Raw genomic sequence first — 19,713 nt, forward strand, 5'->3', positions numbered from 1 at the left:
TCACGATTGAGATTTTCTAACGCAATGGCTTTTTAATAAATTTCGCTTATGCGACTATGCCACTCAACCCATCTTACATAGGGTATTCGATAAAAAGAGGTTGTTATAATGATGAGAAAATATAATGCCTGGGAGGCAGATAAGTTGATATTCAGGGAAACGTAACGCCGCCCGAACGCAGCGGGCGACGTTTGTTGGCATTTACTCGATATTCTGGATCTGCTCGCGCATTTGCTCGATCAACACTTTCAGTTCGATGGCGGAGTTAGTGACGTCGGCATTGATAGATTTTGACGCCAGCGTATTCGATTCACGGTTGAATTCCTGCATCATGAAGTCCAGACGGCGGCCCACCGCCTCTTTTTTCTTCAGGATGTTGTAGGTTTCTTTGACGTGAGCTTCCAGGCGATCCAGTTCTTCCGCCACATCAATACGCTGGGCCATCATCACCAGCTCCTGTTCCAGACGGTTATTTTCCAACTGCACCTGAGCGTCTTCCAGTTTGGCGACCAGACGTTCACGTTGCCATTGCAGGATTTCCGGCATATGGGCGCGAACTTTTACCACTTCGGCGCTGACGCCCTCCAGACGCTGTTCGATGAGCGCTTTCAGTGCTTGCCCTTCTGTTTCGCGGGCAATAATGAAGTCGTCCAGCGTGCCGTCCAGCGCGGTCAGGATTTCAGCGGCAATGGCATCGAGATCCTGCTCCTGAGCTGCCATAACGCCGGGCCAGCGCAGGATATCAACCGGATTGATTTCCCCTTCATCGCTCTGCATTTTGACCCAGTTGGCCGCGTTCACCAGCTGTTTGGCGAGTTTCTCATTGAGAATGAGTTCGCCCTGCGCGCTGGCGTCGGGCTCAAAACGTAGCGTGCATTCGATTTTCCCACGCGTCAGGCGCGTACGGATACGTTCGCGAACAACAGGCTCAAGGCTACGGAACTGCTCCGGCAGACGAAAGTAAGTTTCCAGATAACGCTGGTTTACCGAGCGCATTTCCCAGGTCGCGCTACCCCATTCACCCTTGATTTCACGCCGGGCGTAGGCGGTCATACTGCGGATCATAGACGTTCCTGTTTTTAAAGGAGAGATGGGACGATTATAGCCATCCCGGCCTTGTCAGGATAGGAATAAGAGCGGGAAGTCCGTATAATGCGCAGCCACATTCGTTTCAAGCCGGAGATTTCATTATGCGTCCAGCAGGCCGTAGCGCTAATCAGGTGCGTCCCGTAACCCTGACCCGTAACTATACAAAACATGCTGAAGGCTCGGTGCTGGTCGAATTTGGCGATACTAAAGTGCTGTGCACCGCCTCGATTGAAGAAGGCGTCCCGCGCTTTCTGAAAGGGCAGGGCCAGGGCTGGATCACGGCGGAATATGGCATGCTGCCGCGCGCGACCCATACCCGTAACGCACGTGAAGCGGCGAAAGGTAAGCAGGGGGGGCGCACGATGGAAATCCAGCGTCTTATCGCCCGCGCGCTGCGCGCTGCGGTGGATCTCAAAACGCTGGGCGAATTTACCATCACGCTGGACTGCGACGTGATCCAGGCCGACGGCGGTACGCGTACGGCATCCATTACTGGTGCCTGCGTTGCGCTGGCCGATGCGCTGAATAAGCTGGTGGCAAGCGGTAAGCTAAAAACCAATCCAATGAAAGGCATGGTGGCGGCTGTGTCCGTCGGGATCGTCAATGGTGAAGCGCTTTGCGATCTGGAGTACGTCGAAGACTCCGCAGCAGAAACAGACATGAATGTTGTGATGACCGAAGATGGGCGCATCATTGAAGTACAGGGCACGGCAGAAGGCGAGCCGTTTAGCCATGAAGAACTGCTCACCCTGTTGGCGTTGGCCCGGGGGGGAATCGAATCCATTGTCGCGACGCAGAAGGCGGCGTTGGCAAATTGATTTTAAGGCGACCAGTGAGTCGCCTTTTTTTTGTCTGCGGTTTTCGAAACAGATTTCGTAAATGATGAAAGTGAAAGAGGAGCGAATCCATGAAACCATATCAGCGCCAGTTTATTGAATTTGCGCTTAACAAACAGGTACTCAAGTTTGGCGAATTTACGCTGAAATCCGGGCGCAAAAGCCCCTATTTCTTCAACGCCGGGCTGTTTAATACCGGGCGCGATCTGGCACTGTTAGGCCGTTTTTATGCCGAGGCGTTAGTGGATTCCGGAATTGAATTCGATCTGCTCTTTGGTCCTGCTTACAAAGGCATCCCGATTGCGACAACCACCGCGGTCGCGCTGGCTGAGCACCATGACAAAGATCTGCCGTACTGTTTTAACCGCAAAGAAGCGAAAGATCACGGCGAGGGCGGTAGCCTGGTCGGTAGCCCGCTGCAGGGGCGCGTTATGCTGGTCGATGATGTGATCACTGCCGGTACCGCGATACGCGAGTCGATGGAGATTATCCAGGCCAACGGCGCGACGCTGGCAGGCGTGCTGATCTCTCTGGATCGTCAGGAACGGGGTCGCGGTGAAATCTCCGCCATTCAGGAGGTTGAGCGCGACTACGGCTGTCAGGTGATTTCTATCATCACCCTGCAAGACCTGATTGCCTATCTTGAAGAGAAGCCGGAAATGGCAGGCCATCTGGCGGCGGTGCGGGCGTATCGCGAAGCGTATGGTGTGTAATTTACGAACCCGGTAGCGCTGCGCTTACCGGAGCTGTGTTATTTCTTTGTAAGCCGGATAAGGCGAAACCGCCATCCGGCTTTTTGTTATTGCAACTGCGCAGCGAGCAACGGCCAGCGGGCGTCGAAATCGTCCGTAGGACGGTATTTGAATTCGCTACGCACAAAGCGTGAAAGCATGCCTTCGCAGAAGGCTAGTATCTGGCTTGCCAGCAGCGTTTCGTCCGTAACGTATCCTTCGCCTTCACGCATACGCTTTTCGCGCAGCACTTGACGCAGCTGCGCCTCTATACGCTCAAACAGTTGATTAATGCGACCCTGCAAACGGTCCTGTTCAAACATCAGCGCATGGCCGGTCAGGATACGCGTCAGCCCAGGGTTACGTTCACCGAATCCCAGAATCAGCAACACAATCAGGCGCAAACGGGTGCTGGTGTCTTTTTCATCTTTCAGTATCAGGTTGATACGCGTGATCAGGCTGTCTTCGATAAACTCTATCAGGCTATCGAACATGCGAGTCTTGCTGGGAAAGTGGCGATACAACGCCGCTTCGGACACGCCGACAGAAGCCGCCAGTTTTGCCGTGGTGATGCGTTGGCTTCCATCGCTGGATTCCAGCATCAGCGCCAGAGACTGAAGTATTTCTTCGCGACGGTTCCTTTTCGCAGTTTGTTTTTCTGCCATGTTACAAAATACCCCTGAAAATAAGCACTTGCCAGGCGAGCATCCACACTATGACCGCAAACCCGGCGTTTGCGGTGATGTTATGACGTTATTGGGATGCGTAATGCCTTACTTACGACCGGAATGGCCGAAACCGCCCTCACCACGATCGGTGGCGTCAAAATCTTCTACCAGATTAAATTCAGCCTGCACAACCGGCACGAAAACCATCTGCGCAATACGTTCGCCTGGCTCAATGGTGAAGCTGTCCTGCCCACGGTTCCAGACAGAAACCATCAACTGCCCCTGATAGTCGGAATCGATCAGGCCCACCAGGTTGCCCAATACGATACCATGCTTATGGCCCAGGCCAGAACGCGGCAGGATAACGGCAGCCAGAGACGGATCGGCGATATGAATAGCCAGACCGGTTGGCAGCAGAGTGGTTGCGCCCGGCGCCAGTTCTACGGCGTCATCGAGACAGGCTCGCAGGTCAAGTCCGGCAGAACCGGAGGTGGCATAGGTCGGCAGCGGGAATTGCTTGCCAACACGCGGGTCCAGAATCTTAACGTCGATTTTTTTCATCATAACGGGTCACGATCTCGTCGAGTAATAATTGGCCCAGGAGTGCTTTGCGCTCAAGCGGTAAGACTTTATCTCCATCCTGCCAGAAAAGGTGTAACGCATTGCTGTCGCTATTAAATCCTTGATTAGAAAGCGAAACGTCGTTAGCGCAGATCAGATCAAGGTTTTTACGGATACGCTTTTGCCGGGCGTATTCTTCCACATTATTTGTTTCCGCGGCAAACCCAACGACAAAGGGGCGAGAATCTTTCAGCGCGGCGACCCCGGCGATAATGTCAGGGTTTTTGACCATTTTTACTGTTAATTCATCACCCTGCGTGGCCTGTTTTTTTATTTTTTCACTGGCGACGGCGGCGGCCCGATAATCTGCCACCGCCGCACAGCCGATAAAAATATGCTGTTGCTTAACGGCGGACTGGACCGCAGCTTCCATCTCCAGTGCGGTCATGACGTCTACACGCTGTACAAAAGGCGGCGTGGGTAATGATACCGGACCGGAAACCAGCGTGACGTTTGCGCCACGGCGAGCGGCAGCGGCGGCGATAGCAAAGCCCATCTTACCGGAGCTGTGATTGGAAATATAACGCACCGGATCGAGCGGCTCGCGCGTCGGGCCCGCGGTAATCATGATGTTAAGATGTTGCAGGTCGTTGACAGGCGAAAAATGCGCCGCGGCCATATCAACGATAGTCAGGGGATCCAACATCCGCCCCGGGCCGACATCGCCGCACGCCTGGCTACCGCTATCCGGTCCCCAGATTATCAGGCCGCGAGAGGCGAGCACCGCCAGATTATGCTGTGTGGCGGCAGCGCGGTACATTTGCTGGTTCATCGCCGGTAACACGGCAACGGGCGCCGGTGTCGCCAGACAAATCGTGGAAACCAGATCGTTGGCCATCCCCGCGGCAACCCGTGCGATGAGATCCGCCGTGGCGGGGGCAAGAATCACTAAATCAGCCCATTTTCCCAGCTCAATATGACCCATTGCGGCTTCCGCTGCGGGATCAAGCAGGCTGTCCGAAACAGGATACCCGGAAACCGCCTGTAGGCTCAGTGGGGTGATAAAGGCTTTTGCCGCTTCGGTCATTGCCACACGGACATCAGCGCCGCGTTCGCGCAGGCGACGCACCAGTTCAGGGGTTTTGTAGGCGGCTATGCCGCCGCTGACGCCGAGAACGATCTTTTTACCGGCCAGGCTCATCATGATATTTCCTGTTGGGTGACACCAGAAGGCGGACATTTTATCACAATCCTTAAACTGCCGTGTGCTCGCTCATGAATCACTTTGCGAGGCGCTACGCAGGCGTGAAAACTCACCGTCGAATCCCCAAAAGCGCTATGCCAACATGCCCGCTGGCAGAGGGGAGAGAAAAATGGAAACCGTTGAGTGCAGATGGCCGAGGGAAAAATTGTTGGCGCAGGGGGTTGAGACGCTCACGGATGCCGAGCTGCTGGCGCTCTTTTTACGTACGGGAACGCAGGGGAAAGATGTTTTTACGTTGGCGAAAGAGATCCTCAACCATTTTGGGTCTTTGTACGGCTTGCTGACTGCCGACTACGCCCAGTTCGTTAAGGTCACAGGGATTGGCGTGGCAAAGTATGCGCAGTTGAAGGGAATTGCGGAGCTGGCGCGGCGCTTTTATGACGTTCGGCTTAAAGAAGAAAATCCGTTACTGAGTCCGGAAATGACGCGAGCGTTTCTGCGCAGCCAGTTCGCCGGCGAAGAACGTGAGGTGTTTATGGCGATTTTCCTTGACGCTCAGCATAAGGTTATTAAACATAGCCGCCTTTTCTCGGGGACGCTGAGCCATGTTGAGGTGCATCCACGTGAAATTGTTCGGCAGGCGATCAAAATTAACGCTTCAGCGGTGATCCTTGCCCATAATCACCCGTCGGGGTGTGCAGAGCCGAGCAAAGCGGATAAACTCATCACCGAGCGTGTGGTAAAATGCTGCCAGTTCATGGACATCCGTGTGCTTGATCATCTTGTTATGGGGCGCGGCGAGTACGTTTCTTTTGCGGAACGCGGTTGGATTTGACCGACTTTGCGCGATCCATCGGGATCTTTGTCTGTTCGGGACTTGAGCACATCGCTGACTCAGCGTATACTACGCCACCTTTGAGAATCTCGGGTTTGGCATTTGGGCCTGGCAATCGAGAGTTCAATAGAACTATGCGATGACCGGGCTGTAAAGCCTGACGAGGCGCCGATACCCCATACGAAGCTCGAGCTAATTTGATTTTTGGAGAATAGACATGTCCCGAGTCTGCCAAGTTACTGGCAAGCGTCCGGTGACCGGTAACAACCGTTCCCACGCACTGAACGCGACTAAACGCCGCTTCCTGCCTAACCTGCACTCTCACCGTTTTTGGGTTGAGAGCGAAAAGCGTTTTGTCACCCTGCGTGTATCTGCTAAAGGTATGCGTGTAATTGATAAGAAAGGCATCGAAACAGTTCTGTCCGAACTGCGTGCCCGTGGCGAAAAGTACTAAGTACTTAAAGAGGAAATAAATCATGGCTAAAGGTATTCGTGAGAAGATCAAGCTGGTTTCTTCTGCTGGTACTGGTCACTTCTATACCACTACGAAGAACAAACGTACTAAGCCGGAAAAACTGGAACTGAAAAAATTCGATCCAGTTGTTCGTCAGCACGTGATCTACAAAGAAGCGAAAATTAAATAATTCTCGCTTTGCTGTAACGAAAAACCTCGCTCAGGCGGGGTTTTTTGTTTTCTGGCTGTCCCCATATAAGTGAGAGCGGAAACACAACCGGAGACGCTATGCCTGAATTACCTGAAGTCGAAACCAGCCGCCGCGGTATTGAGCCGCATCTGGTCGGGGCCAAAATTCTGCATGCTCATGTGCGTAATGGCCGTCTGCGTTGGCCAGTCTCTGAAGAGATCTACCGTCTGAGCGACCAGCCGGTGCTCAGCGTTCAGCGCCGTGCCAAATATCTTCTGCTGGAGCTTCCTGACGGATGGATCATTATCCATCTGGGAATGTCGGGCAGCTTGCGTATCCTTCCTGAAGAGCTTCCTGCTGAAAAGCATGATCACGTCGACTTAGTGATGAGCAATGGTAAAGTTCTGCGCTACACCGATCCTCGTCGTTTTGGCGCCTGGCTGTGGACGAAGGTGCTGGAAGGGCATAACGTGCTGGCGCATCTGGGGCCTGAACCGCTCAGCGACGATTTCAACGGCGAGTATTTGCATCAGAAGTGCGTGAAAAAGAAAACGGCGATTAAACCCTGGTTGATGGACAACAAGCTGGTGGTGGGCGTCGGGAATATTTACGCCAGTGAGTCTCTGTTTGCCGCAGGCATTCATCCTGACCGCCTGGCATCGTCGTTGTCTGAAGCGGACTGTGAACTGTTGGTGCGGGTGATTAAGGCCGTTTTACTGCGATCCATCGAGCAGGGTGGGACGACGCTAAAAGATTTTCTGCAAAGTGATGGCAAGCCGGGCTATTTTGCTCAGGAACTGCAGGTGTATGGCCGTAAGGGCGAGCCGTGCAGAGTGTGCGGTACGCCGATTATCGCGACGAAACACGCCCAGCGCGCGACGTTTTACTGTCGCCGCTGTCAGAAGTAAAACGTAAAGAGATGGCCGGATGACATCCGGCATTAGCCGTTTAGTTAAGCTTATCCATTAACGCTTGATGGATATTGTCTGGCAGGAAGTGGGTGACATCGCCCGCATGGCGCGCGACCTCTTTAACCAGCGACGAAGAAATAAAAGACCACTCCTTCGACGGCATTAAAAACACGCTTTCCAGCTCTGGCATCAGATGACGGTTCATGTGCGCCAGCTGCATCTCATATTCAAAATCCGCCACGGCGCGGAGTCCGCGAATCAGGATAGTCGCCTGCTGTTCGCGGGCAAAATTCGCCATCAAATCACTGAACCCCCGCACCTCGACGTTGGGCAAGTGCGCAGTAGCCTGGCGCGCGAGGGCGACGCGCTCGTCCAGCGAAAACAGGGGTTTTTTACTGGGGCTGGCGGCAATCGCCAGAATGACGTGGTCAAACATCTGCGTGGCGCGCGTGATGATATCGATATGGCCGTTGGTCAGCGGATCAAACGTGCCCGGATAGATTGCCCGTTTTTGCATAACAGCCCTCAATGCGTTTTCGGTGGCAGATAAGGTTCCAGCAGTTGCAGTAAGCGCTGGAGCGCGCCCTGGTTTTGGTACAGCACTTCAACTGCGTGACGACCATAAAAATTACGATAATCGGCGTCGGTCAGTAAAGAGGAAACTTCTTTGGCGAGGCTGGTGGCGTCGGTGACGGTAATCAGACCGCTGGCTTGCTCCAGACGAGCGCAGATATCTTTAAAGTTAAAGGTGTGAGGGCCCATCAACACCGGGATCGCGTGCGCGGCAGCTTCCAGCGGGTTATGCCCACCTCGCTCAACCAGCGATCCTCCGACAAAGGCGAGATCCGCAATGCCGTAAAGCAGCATGAGTTCACCCATTGTATCGCCAACCACCACCTGGGTACTGGCCGAGGGCACCTCGCCAGAAGAGCGAGTGGTGTAACTGAGACCTGCCTCACGAACGAGATTAATCGCATCCGGGAAGCGCTCCGGATGACGGGGCACCAGGATCAGCAGCAGGTTGGGGAACTGGTGGAGCAATGCCTGATGCGCGGCGATGACAATACTCTCTTCGCCATCATGAGTGCTGGTGGCGATCCATACCGGGCGGTGGGGAGCCCACTGACGGCGCAGCGTAACCGCTTTTGCCGCAAGCTGCGGCGTAACGGAGATATCAAACTTCAGGCTGCCGGTTACGGTGACCTGATTATTCTTCGCGCCCAGCGTCACAAAGCGCTGACCATCTTCTTCATTTTGCGCCGCAATTAGCGTAATACGGCGAAGGATTCGGCGGATAAATTTCCCCAGCTTCGCGTAACCGTTGGCAGAACGGGCGGAAAGACGCGCATTGGCGATGACCAGCGGGATGTTGCGCTTATGCAGCGCGGCGATCAGGTTCGGCCACAGTTCGGTTTCCATAATCAATACCAGTTTGGGGTCGACCTTATTGAGGAAGCGGCCAAGCGCATCGGGTAAATCATAGGGAAGATAGACGTGCTGGACATCGCTGCCGAAAGCGGACTGAACCCGCTCAGAGCCGGTTGGCGTCATGGTGGTGACGGTAATCGGCAGATCAGGATAGCGATGCCGTAACGCGCGAACTAAAGGAATAGCCGCCAGCGTTTCGCCGACGGAGACAGAATGAAGCATGATCCCGCCCGGCTTAAGAGGGTGGCGGTAAAAGCCGTAGCGTTCACCCCAGCGTTTACGGTAGGCCGGGGCCTTACGTCCGCGCACCCACAGCCGTATCCAGATCAGCGGCTGAATCAGGTAAAGAAGGGCGGTGTAAAGCAATTCGAGCATAGTAAATAGCTGACTTATGGATGTGCTGGGGATTCTATGTATTTAGCCAGGGCTTTACCATTACTTTTCCTGTTTTTGACTTAAATAGCCTTAAGTCTGGCTAATAAAGTCTGTCAGACACAGAATTTTTGCATTTTTATGCGATTTATTGATTTTTGCGCCCTGAAGCGGGCATCGTGCGTTTGATAAGCCGTTAAGAAAGCCCAGATAAATTAATTATCAATTTGATTTAAAAAACAAAAAATCGCTAATTGCTTAAAGTTTATTCGTGTCGGATCGCAGCGAAAGAAGTGATACACTAGCGGATAAAAGTCAGTGCGGTATCAGTAATCAGGTAGCTGTTGAGCCTGGGGCGGTAGCGTGCTTTTTTCTGCTTAAATTACCGGATAGTCACAACAAAAGAGTCGCGTGTGGAAAAGCCTTTTCGAAAAATTCTGGTTATCAAGATGCGTTTCCACGGGGATATGCTTTTAACCACTCCCGTTATTAGTACGCTGAAAAAAAATTATCCTGACGCCAAAGTCGATGTGCTTCTTTACCAGGACACGATACCTATTTTGTCTGAAAACCCTGAGATAAATGCGCTTTATGGCATCAGTAATAAGGGGGCGGGAACGGCAGATAAAATCAAAAATGCGCTTTCGCTGATTAAGACTTTACGCAGCAATCAGTATGACCTGGTCATTAATCTTACCGACCAGTGGATCGTGGCGCTGATAGTCCGGTGCCTGAATGCCAGGGTAAAAATATCCCAGGACTTTGCCAACCGTCAGTCCGTCTTCTGGAAAAACAGTTTTACGCACCTCGTTCCCTACCGCGGCGAACATGTCGTCGAGCGGACATTGTCTGCGCTCTGCCCGCTTGGGCTGGAGCATGTGGTAACGGAAACGACGATGAGTTATCTGCCAGAGCACTGGGAAAACATGCGTCAGCAGCTGGCGAAACTCGGCGTGACGCGCCAGTATGTGGTGATTCAGCCAACTGCAAGGCAATTATTTAAGTGCTGGGATAACGAAAAATTTTCCCGCGTCATTGACGCCCTTGAACGTCGTGGTTATCAGGTTGTGCTGACGTCTGGCCCGTCCGCAGACGATTTAGCCTGCGTAGAAGAAATCGCCCAGGGGTGTGAAACCAAACCGGTTACTGGCCTTGCGGGAAAAACCCGCTTCCCTGAATTAGGCGCATTGATCGACCATGCCGCGCTCTTTATTGGCGTCGATTCTGCACCCGGACACATTGCCGCCGCGGTTAAAACACCGGTGATATGCCTTTTTGGCGCGACAGACCACGTTTTCTGGCGTCCCTGGACTGACAATATTATTCAGTTTTGGGCGGGAGATTATCAGACAATGCCTCAGCGACGTGAACTGGATCGAAATAAAAAATATATGTCCGTTATACCTGCAGAGGACGTGATTGCGGCGACGGAAAAAATGTTGCCACAAAATGCGCAAATTATTGGGATGGATGCGTCGGTATGATCGTTGCTTTTTGTCTGTATAAGTATTTTCCGTTTGGCGGATTACAACGTGACTTCCTGCGAATTGCGCAAACCGTCGCTGCGCGTGGACATCAGGTTCGCGTTTACACTCAGTCCTGGGAAGGGGAATATCCCGAAGGATTCGAACTGATTCACGTGCCGGTAAAATCACGGACCAACCACGGGCGTAATGCAGAGTATTACGCGTGGGTGCAGGCGCATCTGCGAGCGCATCCGGTGGATCGGGTCGTCGGTTTTAACAAAATGCCGGGTCTGGATGTCTATTTTGCCGCTGATGTCTGTTATGCCGAGAAGGTTGCGCAGGAGAAAGGTTTTTTCTATCGCCTGACATCCCGTTACCGCCACTATGCGGCGTTTGAACGGGCGACGTTCGAACAGGGTAAGCCCACGCAGCTGATGATGCTGACCGATAAACAGATTGCTGATTTCCAGAAGCATTATCAAACCGAAGCGGAACGTTTCCATATCCTCCCGCCGGGGATCTATCCGGACAGAAAATACAGTGCGCAAATCCCGGACGCTCGCGAGGTTTATCGTCAGAAGAACGGGATCGCCGGACAGCAAAATTTGTTGTTGCAGGTGGGGTCCGACTTTACGCGTAAAGGCGTGGATCGATCGATTGAAGCGCTGGCTTCCCTGCCGGAGGCGCTGCGCCACAATACGCTGCTGTATGTTGTTGGCCAGGACAAGCCCAGAAAATTTGAAGCGCTGGCGGAAAAACGCGGCGTACGGGGTAATGTGCATTTTTTCTCCGGGCGTAATGATGTGGCAGAGTTGATGGCCGCCGCTGATATACTGCTGCACCCTGCTTACCAGGAAGCGGCAGGTATCGTTTTGCTTGAGGCGATTGCCGCCGGGTTGCCGGTCCTCACGTCGGCGGTATGTGGTTTTGCCCACTATATTGAAGACGCTAACTGTGGTGTTGCCATCACTGAGCCCTGGAAACAAGAAGCACTAAACGACATTTTACGTAAAGCGCTGACGCAGCCATCATTGCGCAACGCATGGGCTGAAAACGCACGCCATTATGCGGATACGCAAGATTTGTACAGTCTGCCGGAAAGAGCGGCCGACATCATTACAGGTGGTCTGGATGGTTGAACTGAAGGAACCGTTAGCCACGTTATGGCGCGGTAAAGATGCTTTTGAGGAAGTTAAAACGCTGCAGGGAGACGTTTTCAGGGAACTGGAAACCCGCCGTACGCTGCGATTTGAACTGGCAGAGAAAAGCTATTTCCTTAAATGGCATCGGGGCACTTCGCTCAAAGAGATCGTCAAAAATTTACTTTCGCTACGCATGCCGGTTTTAGGGGCTGACAGAGAGTGGAACGCCATCCATCGTCTCCGGGATGTGGGGGTGGATACTATGCACGGAGTGGGTTTTGGTGAGAAAGGTTTAAATCCGCTGACCAAAACTTCGTTTATTATTACCGAAGATCTTACGCCCACTATCAGCCTGGAAGATTACTGCGCGGAATGGGCGTCAAACCCGCCTGACGTAAAGGTTAAGCGAATGCTTATTCACCGCGTCGCAACGATGGTTCGTAAAATGCACGCGGCCGGTATCAACCACCGCGACTGCTACATTTGCCACTTTCTCTTGCACCTGCCCTTTTCGGGGCATGAGAGCGAGCTTAAGGTGTCCGTCATCGATCTCCATCGTGCGCAAATTCGAAGTAAAGTGCCTCGCCGCTGGCGCGATAAAGATCTGATCGGCTTGTATTTCTCGTCCCTGAATATTGGCTTGACGCAGCGGGATATCTGGCGGTTTTTGCAGGTGTACTTTGAGGCGCCGTTAAGCGCGATTCTACGGGATGAAACCAAGTTATTAAGTGCAGCAAAAATTAAAGCAGAAAAAATAAAAGAAAGAACAATAAGAAAAAAATTATAACTACTTTAAATTTAATAGTAAATCAGGAACTAAAATTGACTGACACATGTAATTATATTGAACACAAGAAACAGTTGTTTTCAGCGGTTCAACATTTATCTGAGCCACTTCATATTGCATTCTGTTTTGATAATGGATTCTTAATGCCCGCAGGGGTTGCTGCCTTCTCTGTTATTGAAAATAATAAAGATATTAACTTACATTTCCATCTTCTGGTATCAAATGTTTCAGATAATGATCTTTCTTTATTCAGGGAACTAAAGAAACCTAACGTCGCGATAACCGTTTATCATATTGTTGATGATTTCAATATAAATCCGGAAACCTTGGTATTAGGTATCCCTTTATCAACGTGCCTTCGATTCTTAATACCCAAGGTTATTGATGAATCTATTAATCATGTCCTTTACCTCGACTGTGATGTAATATGTTATGGAAGCCTGGCGCATTTAGTGAACTATGATTTACAGAATTATATCGCCGGTGTCGTTTCTGATTCACCGGAAATGCAGGCCCGTGTAAATACGCTAGGGTATGGTATTAAATTCCATAACTATTTTAATGCTGGTGTTATTTTAATTAACAACATTGAATGGAGAAGGAATGGCATAACCGCGAAATCACTAGAAATGATCAATAGTGGTAAAGTGTTTCGATATGCCGATCAAGACGTTTTAAATATTCTGCTCAATGGGAGCTTAAAATACCTGGATGGAAAGTATAATAATAAAACAACGCTAAATGTTTATCGTGATGCAGAGGCAGAAAGTCGATCTGAGTCTATAATCATGCATTATGTAACTCCGAATAAACCGTGGTATAAGATATTTGAAGCAAATCTTTTTAACGATTATTACTCTCGCTCACCCTGGAAGAACACCAAGAGGTACTTATCTCCTTCGGCAAGTGAAATTAGACTGAAAGCAAAGAAAGTTTGGCGCGAAAAAAATTATAGTATGGCTGTGTTATATTATCTGCGTTACTTCTCAGAAAAGATATTCAAAATCAGATTTTAGGCAGAAAGGTTATCCTGCATGAAAGTAGCATTTATTGGTGAAGCTGTTTCAGGTTTTGGTGGCATGGAAACGGTTATCCGGGATGTCATTAACCACTTACAAGAAAAACCCTTCGGGCATACGTGCGACATGTTTTTCTTTTGTCGAAATGACAAAATGGATAAAGCATGGTTGAATAATATCAACTATTCATGCTCTTTCTCAAACACCCGACTCGGTTTTTTGCGTCGCGCAAAGCATATTAATGCATTTAGCCAGTGGCTAAAAGAAACACGGCCTGATGTTGTGATTTGTATTGACGTCTTATCTTGTCTTTTTGCCAGTAAAGCGCGAAAAAAATCGGGTGTGGATTTCACCCTTTTTTCCTGGCCACATTTTTCGCTTGATCATAAAAAACATGCTGAGTGTATCATCCATGCAGATTACCATCTGGCAATAAGCTCCGGGATTAAAGAGCAGATGATAGCGCGTGGTATAGAGCAAAGTCGAATCAGCGTTATTTTTAATCCGGTATCAAGAAAATCGACTATCGTTTATCCACCTGAGCCGGGTCAGCCTGCGGTATTCCTTTACGTTGGGCGTATGAAGTTTGAAGGGCAAAAAAGAATCAAGGACTTGCTCGATGGGCTGTCTCGAGCGGAAGGTGATTGGCGACTACATGTGATTGGCGATGGTTCTGATTTTGAGAAATGTCAAAAGTACGGGCAGGACCTGGGGATTGGCGAACGTATTACCTGGCATGGATGGCAGGGTTCACCGTGGGATGTGGTAAAGAAAGAGATAAAAAACGTGACGGCGTTATTACTGACGTCCTCTTTTGAGGGTTTTCCAATGACGTTACTGGAAGCAATGTCATATGGTATACCCTGCATCAGTTCTGACTGTATGTCGGGTCCGCGAGATATGATTCAACCGGGTATAAATGGTGAGCTATTCCCTCCTGGGGATATCAAGCAATTCGTTAACCTGCTAAATCATTCTATTGCAGGCAGTGTCATATATAATAATAATCTGATTCCAGCGTCCATCGATAACTTCTATAATGATATTTATTTTGAAAATTTAGAAAGTACAATTTCTGCTAAAAATAATAAGTGATCACTATGACGACAAAGTACTTTGATGAAAAAGTCATTCAGCAAACTTTAGATTATAATTATACAGAGCATAGTGATGTTGAATGTTTTAACATTGCCTATGGCATCGACAAGAACTTTCTGTTTGGCTGTGGCGTATCCATTGCTTCAATTCTGATCGCTAACCCAGAAGTGCCGCTGGCATTTCATGTCTTCACAGATTTTTTCAGCGATGACGATCGTGCGCGTTTTCATGCGCTGGCTGAACAATATTCTACTCGGATCGCTGTCCATTTAGTGGATTGCGAGCAACTCAAATCATTACCCAGCACAAAAAACTGGTCCTACGCGACATACTTTCGATTTATCATCGCCGATCGCTTTGCGGGTAAAACCGATAAGGTGCTGTACCTGGATGCGGATATTGCCTGTAAAGGAAGCATTCAGGAACTGATTGATCTGCATTTTACCGAGCACGAAATTGCAGCAGTTGTTGCCGAAGGAGAAACCGAATGGTGGACGAAACGTTCGGTCAGTCTGGCAACGCCGGGTCTGGTGTCCGGTTATTTCAATGCAGGCTTCTTACTTATCAATATTCCTCGCTGGGCGCAGGAAGATATCTCGCGTAAAGCCATTGAAATGTTGCGCGATCCGGATGTTGTTCAGCGCATAACGCACCTGGATCAGGATGTACTCAATATGCTGCTGGTGGACAAGGCGCGTTTTGTGGATAAAAAGTTCAATACCCAGTTCAGCATTAACTATGAATTAAAGGAAAGGGTGTTAAACCCTGTCAATGAAAGCACCGTGTTTATACATTATATCGGTCCGACAAAACCATGGCATCAGTGGGGAAATTATCCTGTTGCTCAAAGCTTTTTGAATGCGAAAAAGTTGTCACCCTGGTCTAGTGTTGACTTGCTAAAACCTAAAAATAGCCATCAGTTGCGCTATGCAGCAAAGCACATGTTTAACCAGAAAAAGTACATTGCTGGTGTGATGGATTATTTATATTACTTTAAAAGTAAGCTTGTTAAATAAATATAACTATAGGTGATGCAGTGAACTCATTTCCTGAAATAGAGATAACAGAGTTTAAAGTTTTTGATGAACGCTTAAATGACTCTGATGATACGTTACATATCTCTTATGGCATTGATGAGAATTATCTTGATGGCGTGGGTGTCTCCATTTCTTCTGTTCTCCTGCATAATAAAATAAATGTCGAATTTCATATAATCTGCGATCGTTATGTCCAGGGTTTCATTAAAAAAATAGCTTCACTTGCGAATCAGTATCACGTTAAAATTTCGCTTTACATCATTAACGTGAATTGCCTTGAGGTTTTACCAAGAACAAAGGTCTGGTCCAGGGCAATGTATTTTCGCCTGTTTGCATTTGATTATCTTCGTCAAAAAATGGATAGATTACTCTATCTTGATGCCGATGTTGTCTGCAAAGGATCGCTTGAAGCGCTTTTAGCGATAGATCTGACAGATAAAGTTGCTGCGGTTGTTAAAGATGTTGATTCTATCCAGGCTAAAGTTGATGAGCGCTTACCCGCTTATCATTTACAGGGGCGCTACTTTAACTCTGGCGTTGTGTTAGTCAATCTTCAGCAGTGGACGGCGCAGTGTTTAACAGAACACGCGCTTTCACTGTTAACCGGAGAAGAAGGTCAATCTCCATTTTTCAAATATCCCGATCAGGATGTGTTAAATATCCTGCTAATTGATAAAGTGGTCTTTTTACCACGCGAATACAATACTATTTATACCATTAAAAGTGAATTGAAAGATAAAACACACCTGAATTATTTAAACGTCATTACTAATAATACAAAATTGATTCATTATACCGGGGCAACTAAACCCTGGCATGCTTGGGCAAAGTATCCTTCTGTTATTTATTTCACCACTGCGCAGGTTAAATCACCATGGCAGACTGTCCCGGCTAAAAATGCAAGAACCATGGTGGAGTACAAAAAAAGATATAAACACCTTCTGGTTCAGAAGCATTATTTACAAGGAATAATTGCAGGCGCCGCCTATCTCTATCGAAAAATTTTAGCGAAATAAATTTCCCACAATTATGATTATTGAAACAAAAATAAAAAATTATACTGTCTTCGTTAAACAAGACGGGCAAAAATACATCGATATTTTCACTGATTTTCTTAACCACAACCTTAGCGTATTAAAAGTCTTTCGTAGTATTGAAGATACCAAGGTCGTATTGATCGATACCGAGCATGGTAAATATATTCTGAAGATTTTTCACCCTAAAGTAAAAAACACTGAGCGATTTTTCAAATCGCTGGTGAAAGGGGACTACTACGAAAAACTTTTCTACCAGACGGATCGTGTTCGCCAGGAAGGGTATGATGCGTTAAATGATTTTTATCTGTTGGCAGAAGTGAAAACGCTGCGTTATGTCCACACCTATATCATGATTATTGAGTACATCGAAGGTGTGGAACTGGCCGACATGTCTGACATCTCGTCTGACATAAAGAGTAAGATTAAGCATTCGATCGAGGGACTTCACCAACATGGTATGGTCTCAGGCGACCCGCATAAGGGTAACTTTATATTACAGGATGGTGAGATAAGGATCATTGACCTGTCCGGAAAAAGACCCTCTCGTCAACGGATGGCTAAAGACAGAATCGATTTAGAACGTCATTATGGCATTGAAAACACGAGCAAAGATCTGGGTTACCATCTTTTGGTCTACAAGAAAAAATGGCGTAATTTTTTGCGTCGTCTGAAAGGCAAAAGTGTGCGCTAAGTTTGACTGTGATATCCCGGATATTGCAATTGGCAGGTCTAAATGCAAAAATGGCGTTGTATATTTTATGAGCAGGTTCAGTACTCTATTTCGATTACCCTCGCTAAAGATAAGCTATGAACACTTACCTCAAAGATTCATCGTGATTTAAGTTGCATGATTAACATACAGGTTTTATATGAGTAATGTTAAGTTTTTAACTCGCGCCGGTGTTCAGCAGCTTACTGACAGCAGAACATCTGAAAACGTTATCATTTTCTTGTCGGGGCCTACGTCCCGAGGGACGCCACTGTCTCTTTTACGCAACAATGATGTCATCACCGTTAACGGCGCGGCGGAATACTTGCTCAGTAATGGTATTACCCCTTTCATTTATGTCCTAACAGACGCACGCTTTCTGCTGCAACGGCGTGAGGACTTTTATAAGTTCAGCCGCGGCAGTAAATTTACCTTCGTCAATATGGACGTTTATGAGGCCGCATCGGAAGAAGACAAGTGCTACATGCGCGCTCATTGCTTCATTTTGCGCGCGTTTTATAAACGTGAAAAAGGCGGACTTTTCAAGAAGTTGAAGTTGGAAACGCTGTCTCGATGGAACAAGAAACTGTTGATCAACGTCCCTGTCTCTAAGCGCGGAAGGCTGGTTGGCTTTAGTAAGGATATTAGCTTCGGCTATTGTTCATGCCATACCGTTGCGTATACCGCAATGCAAATAGCATATTCGCTGGGGTACGATAACACTATCTGTTCCGGGCTGGACATTACCGGCAGTTGCGCGCGTTTTTATGACGAAAGCAATAACCCGATGCCGTCAGAGCTCAGCAAGGATCTGGTCAAAATCTTGCCCTTCTTCAAATTCATGCGTGCACAAGTGCCAGACTTTCAGATTTACAACCTCTCTGACGACACGGCGATTGGCTACGACATCATTCCTTTTATCAGACCTGCTGATGTCGCTACCCTTGCGCCTAAGAAAAGCGTATTGAAAAAAACGCTTGGACTGCACGATCATGCGGATTCTTATGTAGGCTAATTTCAATCCTGTTTTTTATTGTAATGTGGTAATTAGCATGGGCTTAGGTGCTTTCCATAAGAAAAAAAGATATTTTTTTAATAAAATCAAAATTAACGCTTTATCTTTCTTCTTTCCCCAAAATACAACGCCAAAAATCAACGCGCCAGCAATCCGGTCATGTTTGCTTATTCATGACAACAACAAGTTAGGCGATTTAATTGTCCTGAGTTCGCTTTACCGGGAACTGACCACTCGTGGCGTTAAGCTCTCTATCTTAACGACCGCCGCAGGAAAAGACTTTCTCGCGGGTAATAACAAGATACAACGTTTTTTTATCAAAACCTCATCTAAAATCAGCGATGTACTGGCCCTACGTAAGCAGCTGAAGCAGGCGTCTTTCGATATCGTTCTCGATCCTTTTGAAACAATGCCTTCTTTTACCCATGCGTTACTCTTATCTGGCGTCAGGCGCTCGCATGTTCTTGGCTTTGATAAATGGTATAAGCGTTACTACACCGTGTATCATCCGCATGACGAAAAACTCGCTGCGCATATGTGTACGCGGGCGAGTGAAATACTGCGTTATTTTTATCCCGATACCGATAATTCGTTCGATGTCAGTTATGATCTGCCGCTCACCGCAGAAGTCGAAAACGCGGTCGTGAATTTCATCGGCGATACGAAGATTATTATAATTAATGCTCTGGGCGCGAAGAAAATCTGCCGTTTAACAGCGGAGCAGATTGCAACGATCTATTCCCGTATTCGTGAACGGCATCCTGAGTTTCGGGTGATTTTTACCGGCCTGCCGCAAGATGTGCGCTCTATTGCGATACCGGACATTGAAACGCTGCCGTTTAACGCGTTTATTTATACCGTTGCCCTGACAAAATTCAGCCAGTACGTTATTTCTGTGGACACCGCGCTGGTTCATATTGCTTCGGCTTATCAGATCCCTACGCTCGCGCTCTACCCCAACGCGCGACACGACGCTTATCCCTCGCACCTAATCTGGGCGCCGAATAATTGCAACGCATTGCAGGTAGTCTCTCCCACCTGTACGGTGAAAGATATCCGTTCCGATGTATTGATTGATTCAGTGGACGCGTTATTTGACCGCCATCCAAAGTGAGCGGATGCCC

Annotated in this window: 22 protein-coding genes; 16 read left to right on the forward strand and 6 right to left on the reverse strand. The window is 48.7% G+C overall.

The features are described 5' to 3' along the window. Window positions 1-201: 201 nt before the first annotated feature. Window positions 202-1,065: a YicC/YloC family endoribonuclease gene (locus HVX72_RS00385; RefSeq protein WP_060570271.1), complete on the reverse strand. Its 864-nt coding sequence runs from the start codon at window positions 1,063-1,065 to the stop codon at window positions 202-204. Between the two features lie 125 nt (window positions 1,066-1,190). Here HVX72_RS00385 and rph point away from each other — a divergent pair, with 125 nt between their 5' ends. Then, on the forward strand, window positions 1,191-1,907 hold the full coding sequence (gene rph, locus HVX72_RS00390; protein WP_042287059.1) for a ribonuclease PH: 717 nt from the start codon (window positions 1,191-1,193) through the stop codon (window positions 1,905-1,907). Window positions 1,908-1,996: 89 nt separating this feature from the next. Then, a complete protein-coding gene (gene pyrE, locus HVX72_RS00395; RefSeq protein ID WP_042287057.1) occupies window positions 1,997-2,638 on the forward strand; it encodes an orotate phosphoribosyltransferase in 642 nt (213 codons plus the stop codon). 86 nt (window positions 2,639-2,724) lie between these two features. Here the strand turns inward: pyrE and slmA are convergent, their stop codons facing one another. From slmA to coaBC, 3 genes are all read right to left on the reverse strand, one after another. Next, complete coding sequence (gene slmA / locus HVX72_RS00400; RefSeq protein WP_042287055.1) at window positions 2,725-3,321, reverse strand: nucleoid occlusion factor SlmA; 597 nt, start codon at window positions 3,319-3,321, stop codon at window positions 2,725-2,727. Window positions 3,322-3,429: 108 nt separating this feature from the next. Further along, window positions 3,430-3,888, reverse strand: coding sequence for a dUTP diphosphatase (gene dut / locus HVX72_RS00405; protein WP_060570270.1), 459 nt, complete (start codon window positions 3,886-3,888; stop codon window positions 3,430-3,432). Continuing rightward, window positions 3,866-5,086, reverse strand: a complete 1,221-nt coding sequence (gene coaBC / locus HVX72_RS00410; protein ID WP_181823223.1) for a bifunctional phosphopantothenoylcysteine decarboxylase/phosphopantothenate--cysteine ligase CoaBC — start codon at window positions 5,084-5,086, stop codon at window positions 3,866-3,868. Before coaBC ends, dut begins: the two co-directional genes overlap by 23 nt. A gap of 172 nt (window positions 5,087-5,258) precedes the next feature. Between coaBC and radC the strand changes: the two genes are divergently transcribed. The 4 genes from radC to mutM all read left to right on the forward strand — a co-directional run bounded on the left by radC (window position 5,259) and on the right by mutM (window position 7,476). Next, window positions 5,259-5,924, forward strand: coding sequence for a DNA repair protein RadC (radC, locus tag HVX72_RS00415; RefSeq protein ID WP_042287048.1), 666 nt, complete (start codon window positions 5,259-5,261; stop codon window positions 5,922-5,924). A 217-nt stretch (window positions 5,925-6,141) separates the two neighbouring features. Next, the gene (gene rpmB / locus HVX72_RS00420; RefSeq protein WP_003024071.1) at window positions 6,142-6,378 is read left to right on the forward strand and encodes a 50S ribosomal protein L28; all 237 of its coding nucleotides are present in this window, start codon (window positions 6,142-6,144) and stop codon (window positions 6,376-6,378) included. A 22-nt stretch (window positions 6,379-6,400) separates the two neighbouring features. After that, window positions 6,401-6,568: a 50S ribosomal protein L33 gene (rpmG, locus tag HVX72_RS00425; protein ID WP_001051798.1), complete on the forward strand. Its 168-nt coding sequence runs from the start codon at window positions 6,401-6,403 to the stop codon at window positions 6,566-6,568. A gap of 98 nt (window positions 6,569-6,666) precedes the next feature. Beyond that, the gene (mutM, locus tag HVX72_RS00430) at window positions 6,667-7,476 is read left to right on the forward strand and encodes a bifunctional DNA-formamidopyrimidine glycosylase/DNA-(apurinic or apyrimidinic site) lyase (protein ID WP_042287044.1); all 810 of its coding nucleotides are present in this window, start codon (window positions 6,667-6,669) and stop codon (window positions 7,474-7,476) included. Window positions 7,477-7,516: 40 nt separating this feature from the next. On the opposite strand, the gene coaD is transcribed toward mutM, so the two are convergent. Further along, the gene (coaD, locus tag HVX72_RS00435) at window positions 7,517-7,996 is read right to left on the reverse strand and encodes a pantetheine-phosphate adenylyltransferase (protein WP_042287041.1); all 480 of its coding nucleotides are present in this window, start codon (window positions 7,994-7,996) and stop codon (window positions 7,517-7,519) included. Window positions 7,997-8,004: 8 nt separating this feature from the next. Beyond that, a complete protein-coding gene (gene waaA / locus HVX72_RS00440; RefSeq protein ID WP_181822325.1) occupies window positions 8,005-9,282 on the reverse strand; it encodes a lipid IV(A) 3-deoxy-D-manno-octulosonic acid transferase in 1,278 nt (425 codons plus the stop codon). A 410-nt stretch (window positions 9,283-9,692) separates the two neighbouring features. Between waaA and rfaQ the strand changes: the two genes are divergently transcribed. The 10 genes from rfaQ (at window position 9,693) to HVX72_RS00490 (ending at window position 19,703) form a co-directional block, all read left to right on the forward strand. Next, window positions 9,693-10,763: a lipopolysaccharide core heptosyltransferase RfaQ gene (gene rfaQ, locus HVX72_RS00445; protein ID WP_181822326.1), complete on the forward strand. Its 1,071-nt coding sequence runs from the start codon at window positions 9,693-9,695 to the stop codon at window positions 10,761-10,763. Further along, a complete protein-coding gene (locus HVX72_RS00450; RefSeq protein ID WP_181822327.1) occupies window positions 10,760-11,884 on the forward strand; it encodes a glycosyltransferase family 4 protein in 1,125 nt (374 codons plus the stop codon). The genes rfaQ and HVX72_RS00450 overlap by 4 nt, the downstream gene beginning before the upstream one ends. Then, on the forward strand, window positions 11,877-12,674 hold the full coding sequence (gene rfaP / locus HVX72_RS00455; protein WP_181822328.1) for a lipopolysaccharide core heptose(I) kinase RfaP: 798 nt from the start codon (window positions 11,877-11,879) through the stop codon (window positions 12,672-12,674). Before HVX72_RS00450 ends, rfaP begins: the two co-directional genes overlap by 8 nt. A 56-nt stretch (window positions 12,675-12,730) precedes the next feature. Beyond that, window positions 12,731-13,690: a glycosyltransferase gene (locus HVX72_RS00460; RefSeq protein WP_256436187.1), complete on the forward strand. Its 960-nt coding sequence runs from the start codon at window positions 12,731-12,733 to the stop codon at window positions 13,688-13,690. 18 nt (window positions 13,691-13,708) lie between these two features. After that, a complete protein-coding gene (gene waaB, locus HVX72_RS00465; protein WP_181822329.1) occupies window positions 13,709-14,788 on the forward strand; it encodes a lipopolysaccharide 1,6-galactosyltransferase in 1,080 nt (359 codons plus the stop codon). 5 nt (window positions 14,789-14,793) lie between these two features. Beyond that, on the forward strand, window positions 14,794-15,807 hold the full coding sequence (waaO, locus tag HVX72_RS00470; RefSeq protein WP_181822330.1) for a lipopolysaccharide 3-alpha-galactosyltransferase: 1,014 nt from the start codon (window positions 14,794-14,796) through the stop codon (window positions 15,805-15,807). Between the two features lie 20 nt (window positions 15,808-15,827). Further along, complete coding sequence (locus HVX72_RS00475) at window positions 15,828-16,844, forward strand: glycosyltransferase (protein ID WP_181822331.1); 1,017 nt, start codon at window positions 15,828-15,830, stop codon at window positions 16,842-16,844. Between the two features lie 13 nt (window positions 16,845-16,857). After that, window positions 16,858-17,556, forward strand: a complete 699-nt coding sequence (gene rfaY, locus HVX72_RS00480; protein ID WP_181822332.1) for a lipopolysaccharide core heptose(II) kinase RfaY — start codon at window positions 16,858-16,860, stop codon at window positions 17,554-17,556. A 178-nt stretch (window positions 17,557-17,734) separates the two neighbouring features. Continuing rightward, a complete protein-coding gene (waaZ, locus tag HVX72_RS00485; RefSeq protein ID WP_060570261.1) occupies window positions 17,735-18,589 on the forward strand; it encodes a 3-deoxy-D-manno-oct-2-ulosonate III transferase WaaZ in 855 nt (284 codons plus the stop codon). Between the two features lie 37 nt (window positions 18,590-18,626). Beyond that, window positions 18,627-19,703 carry a glycosyltransferase family 9 protein gene (locus HVX72_RS00490; protein ID WP_181822333.1) on the forward strand — a complete coding sequence of 359 codons (1,077 nt, stop codon included), beginning with the start codon at window positions 18,627-18,629 and terminating at the stop codon, window positions 19,701-19,703. The last annotated feature ends 10 nt before the right edge of the window (window positions 19,704-19,713 follow it).

The organism is Citrobacter sp. RHB21-C05 (assembly GCF_013889015.1).
In the GTDB taxonomy this organism is placed as follows: domain Bacteria; phylum Pseudomonadota; class Gammaproteobacteria; order Enterobacterales; family Enterobacteriaceae; genus Citrobacter_A; species Citrobacter_A sedlakii.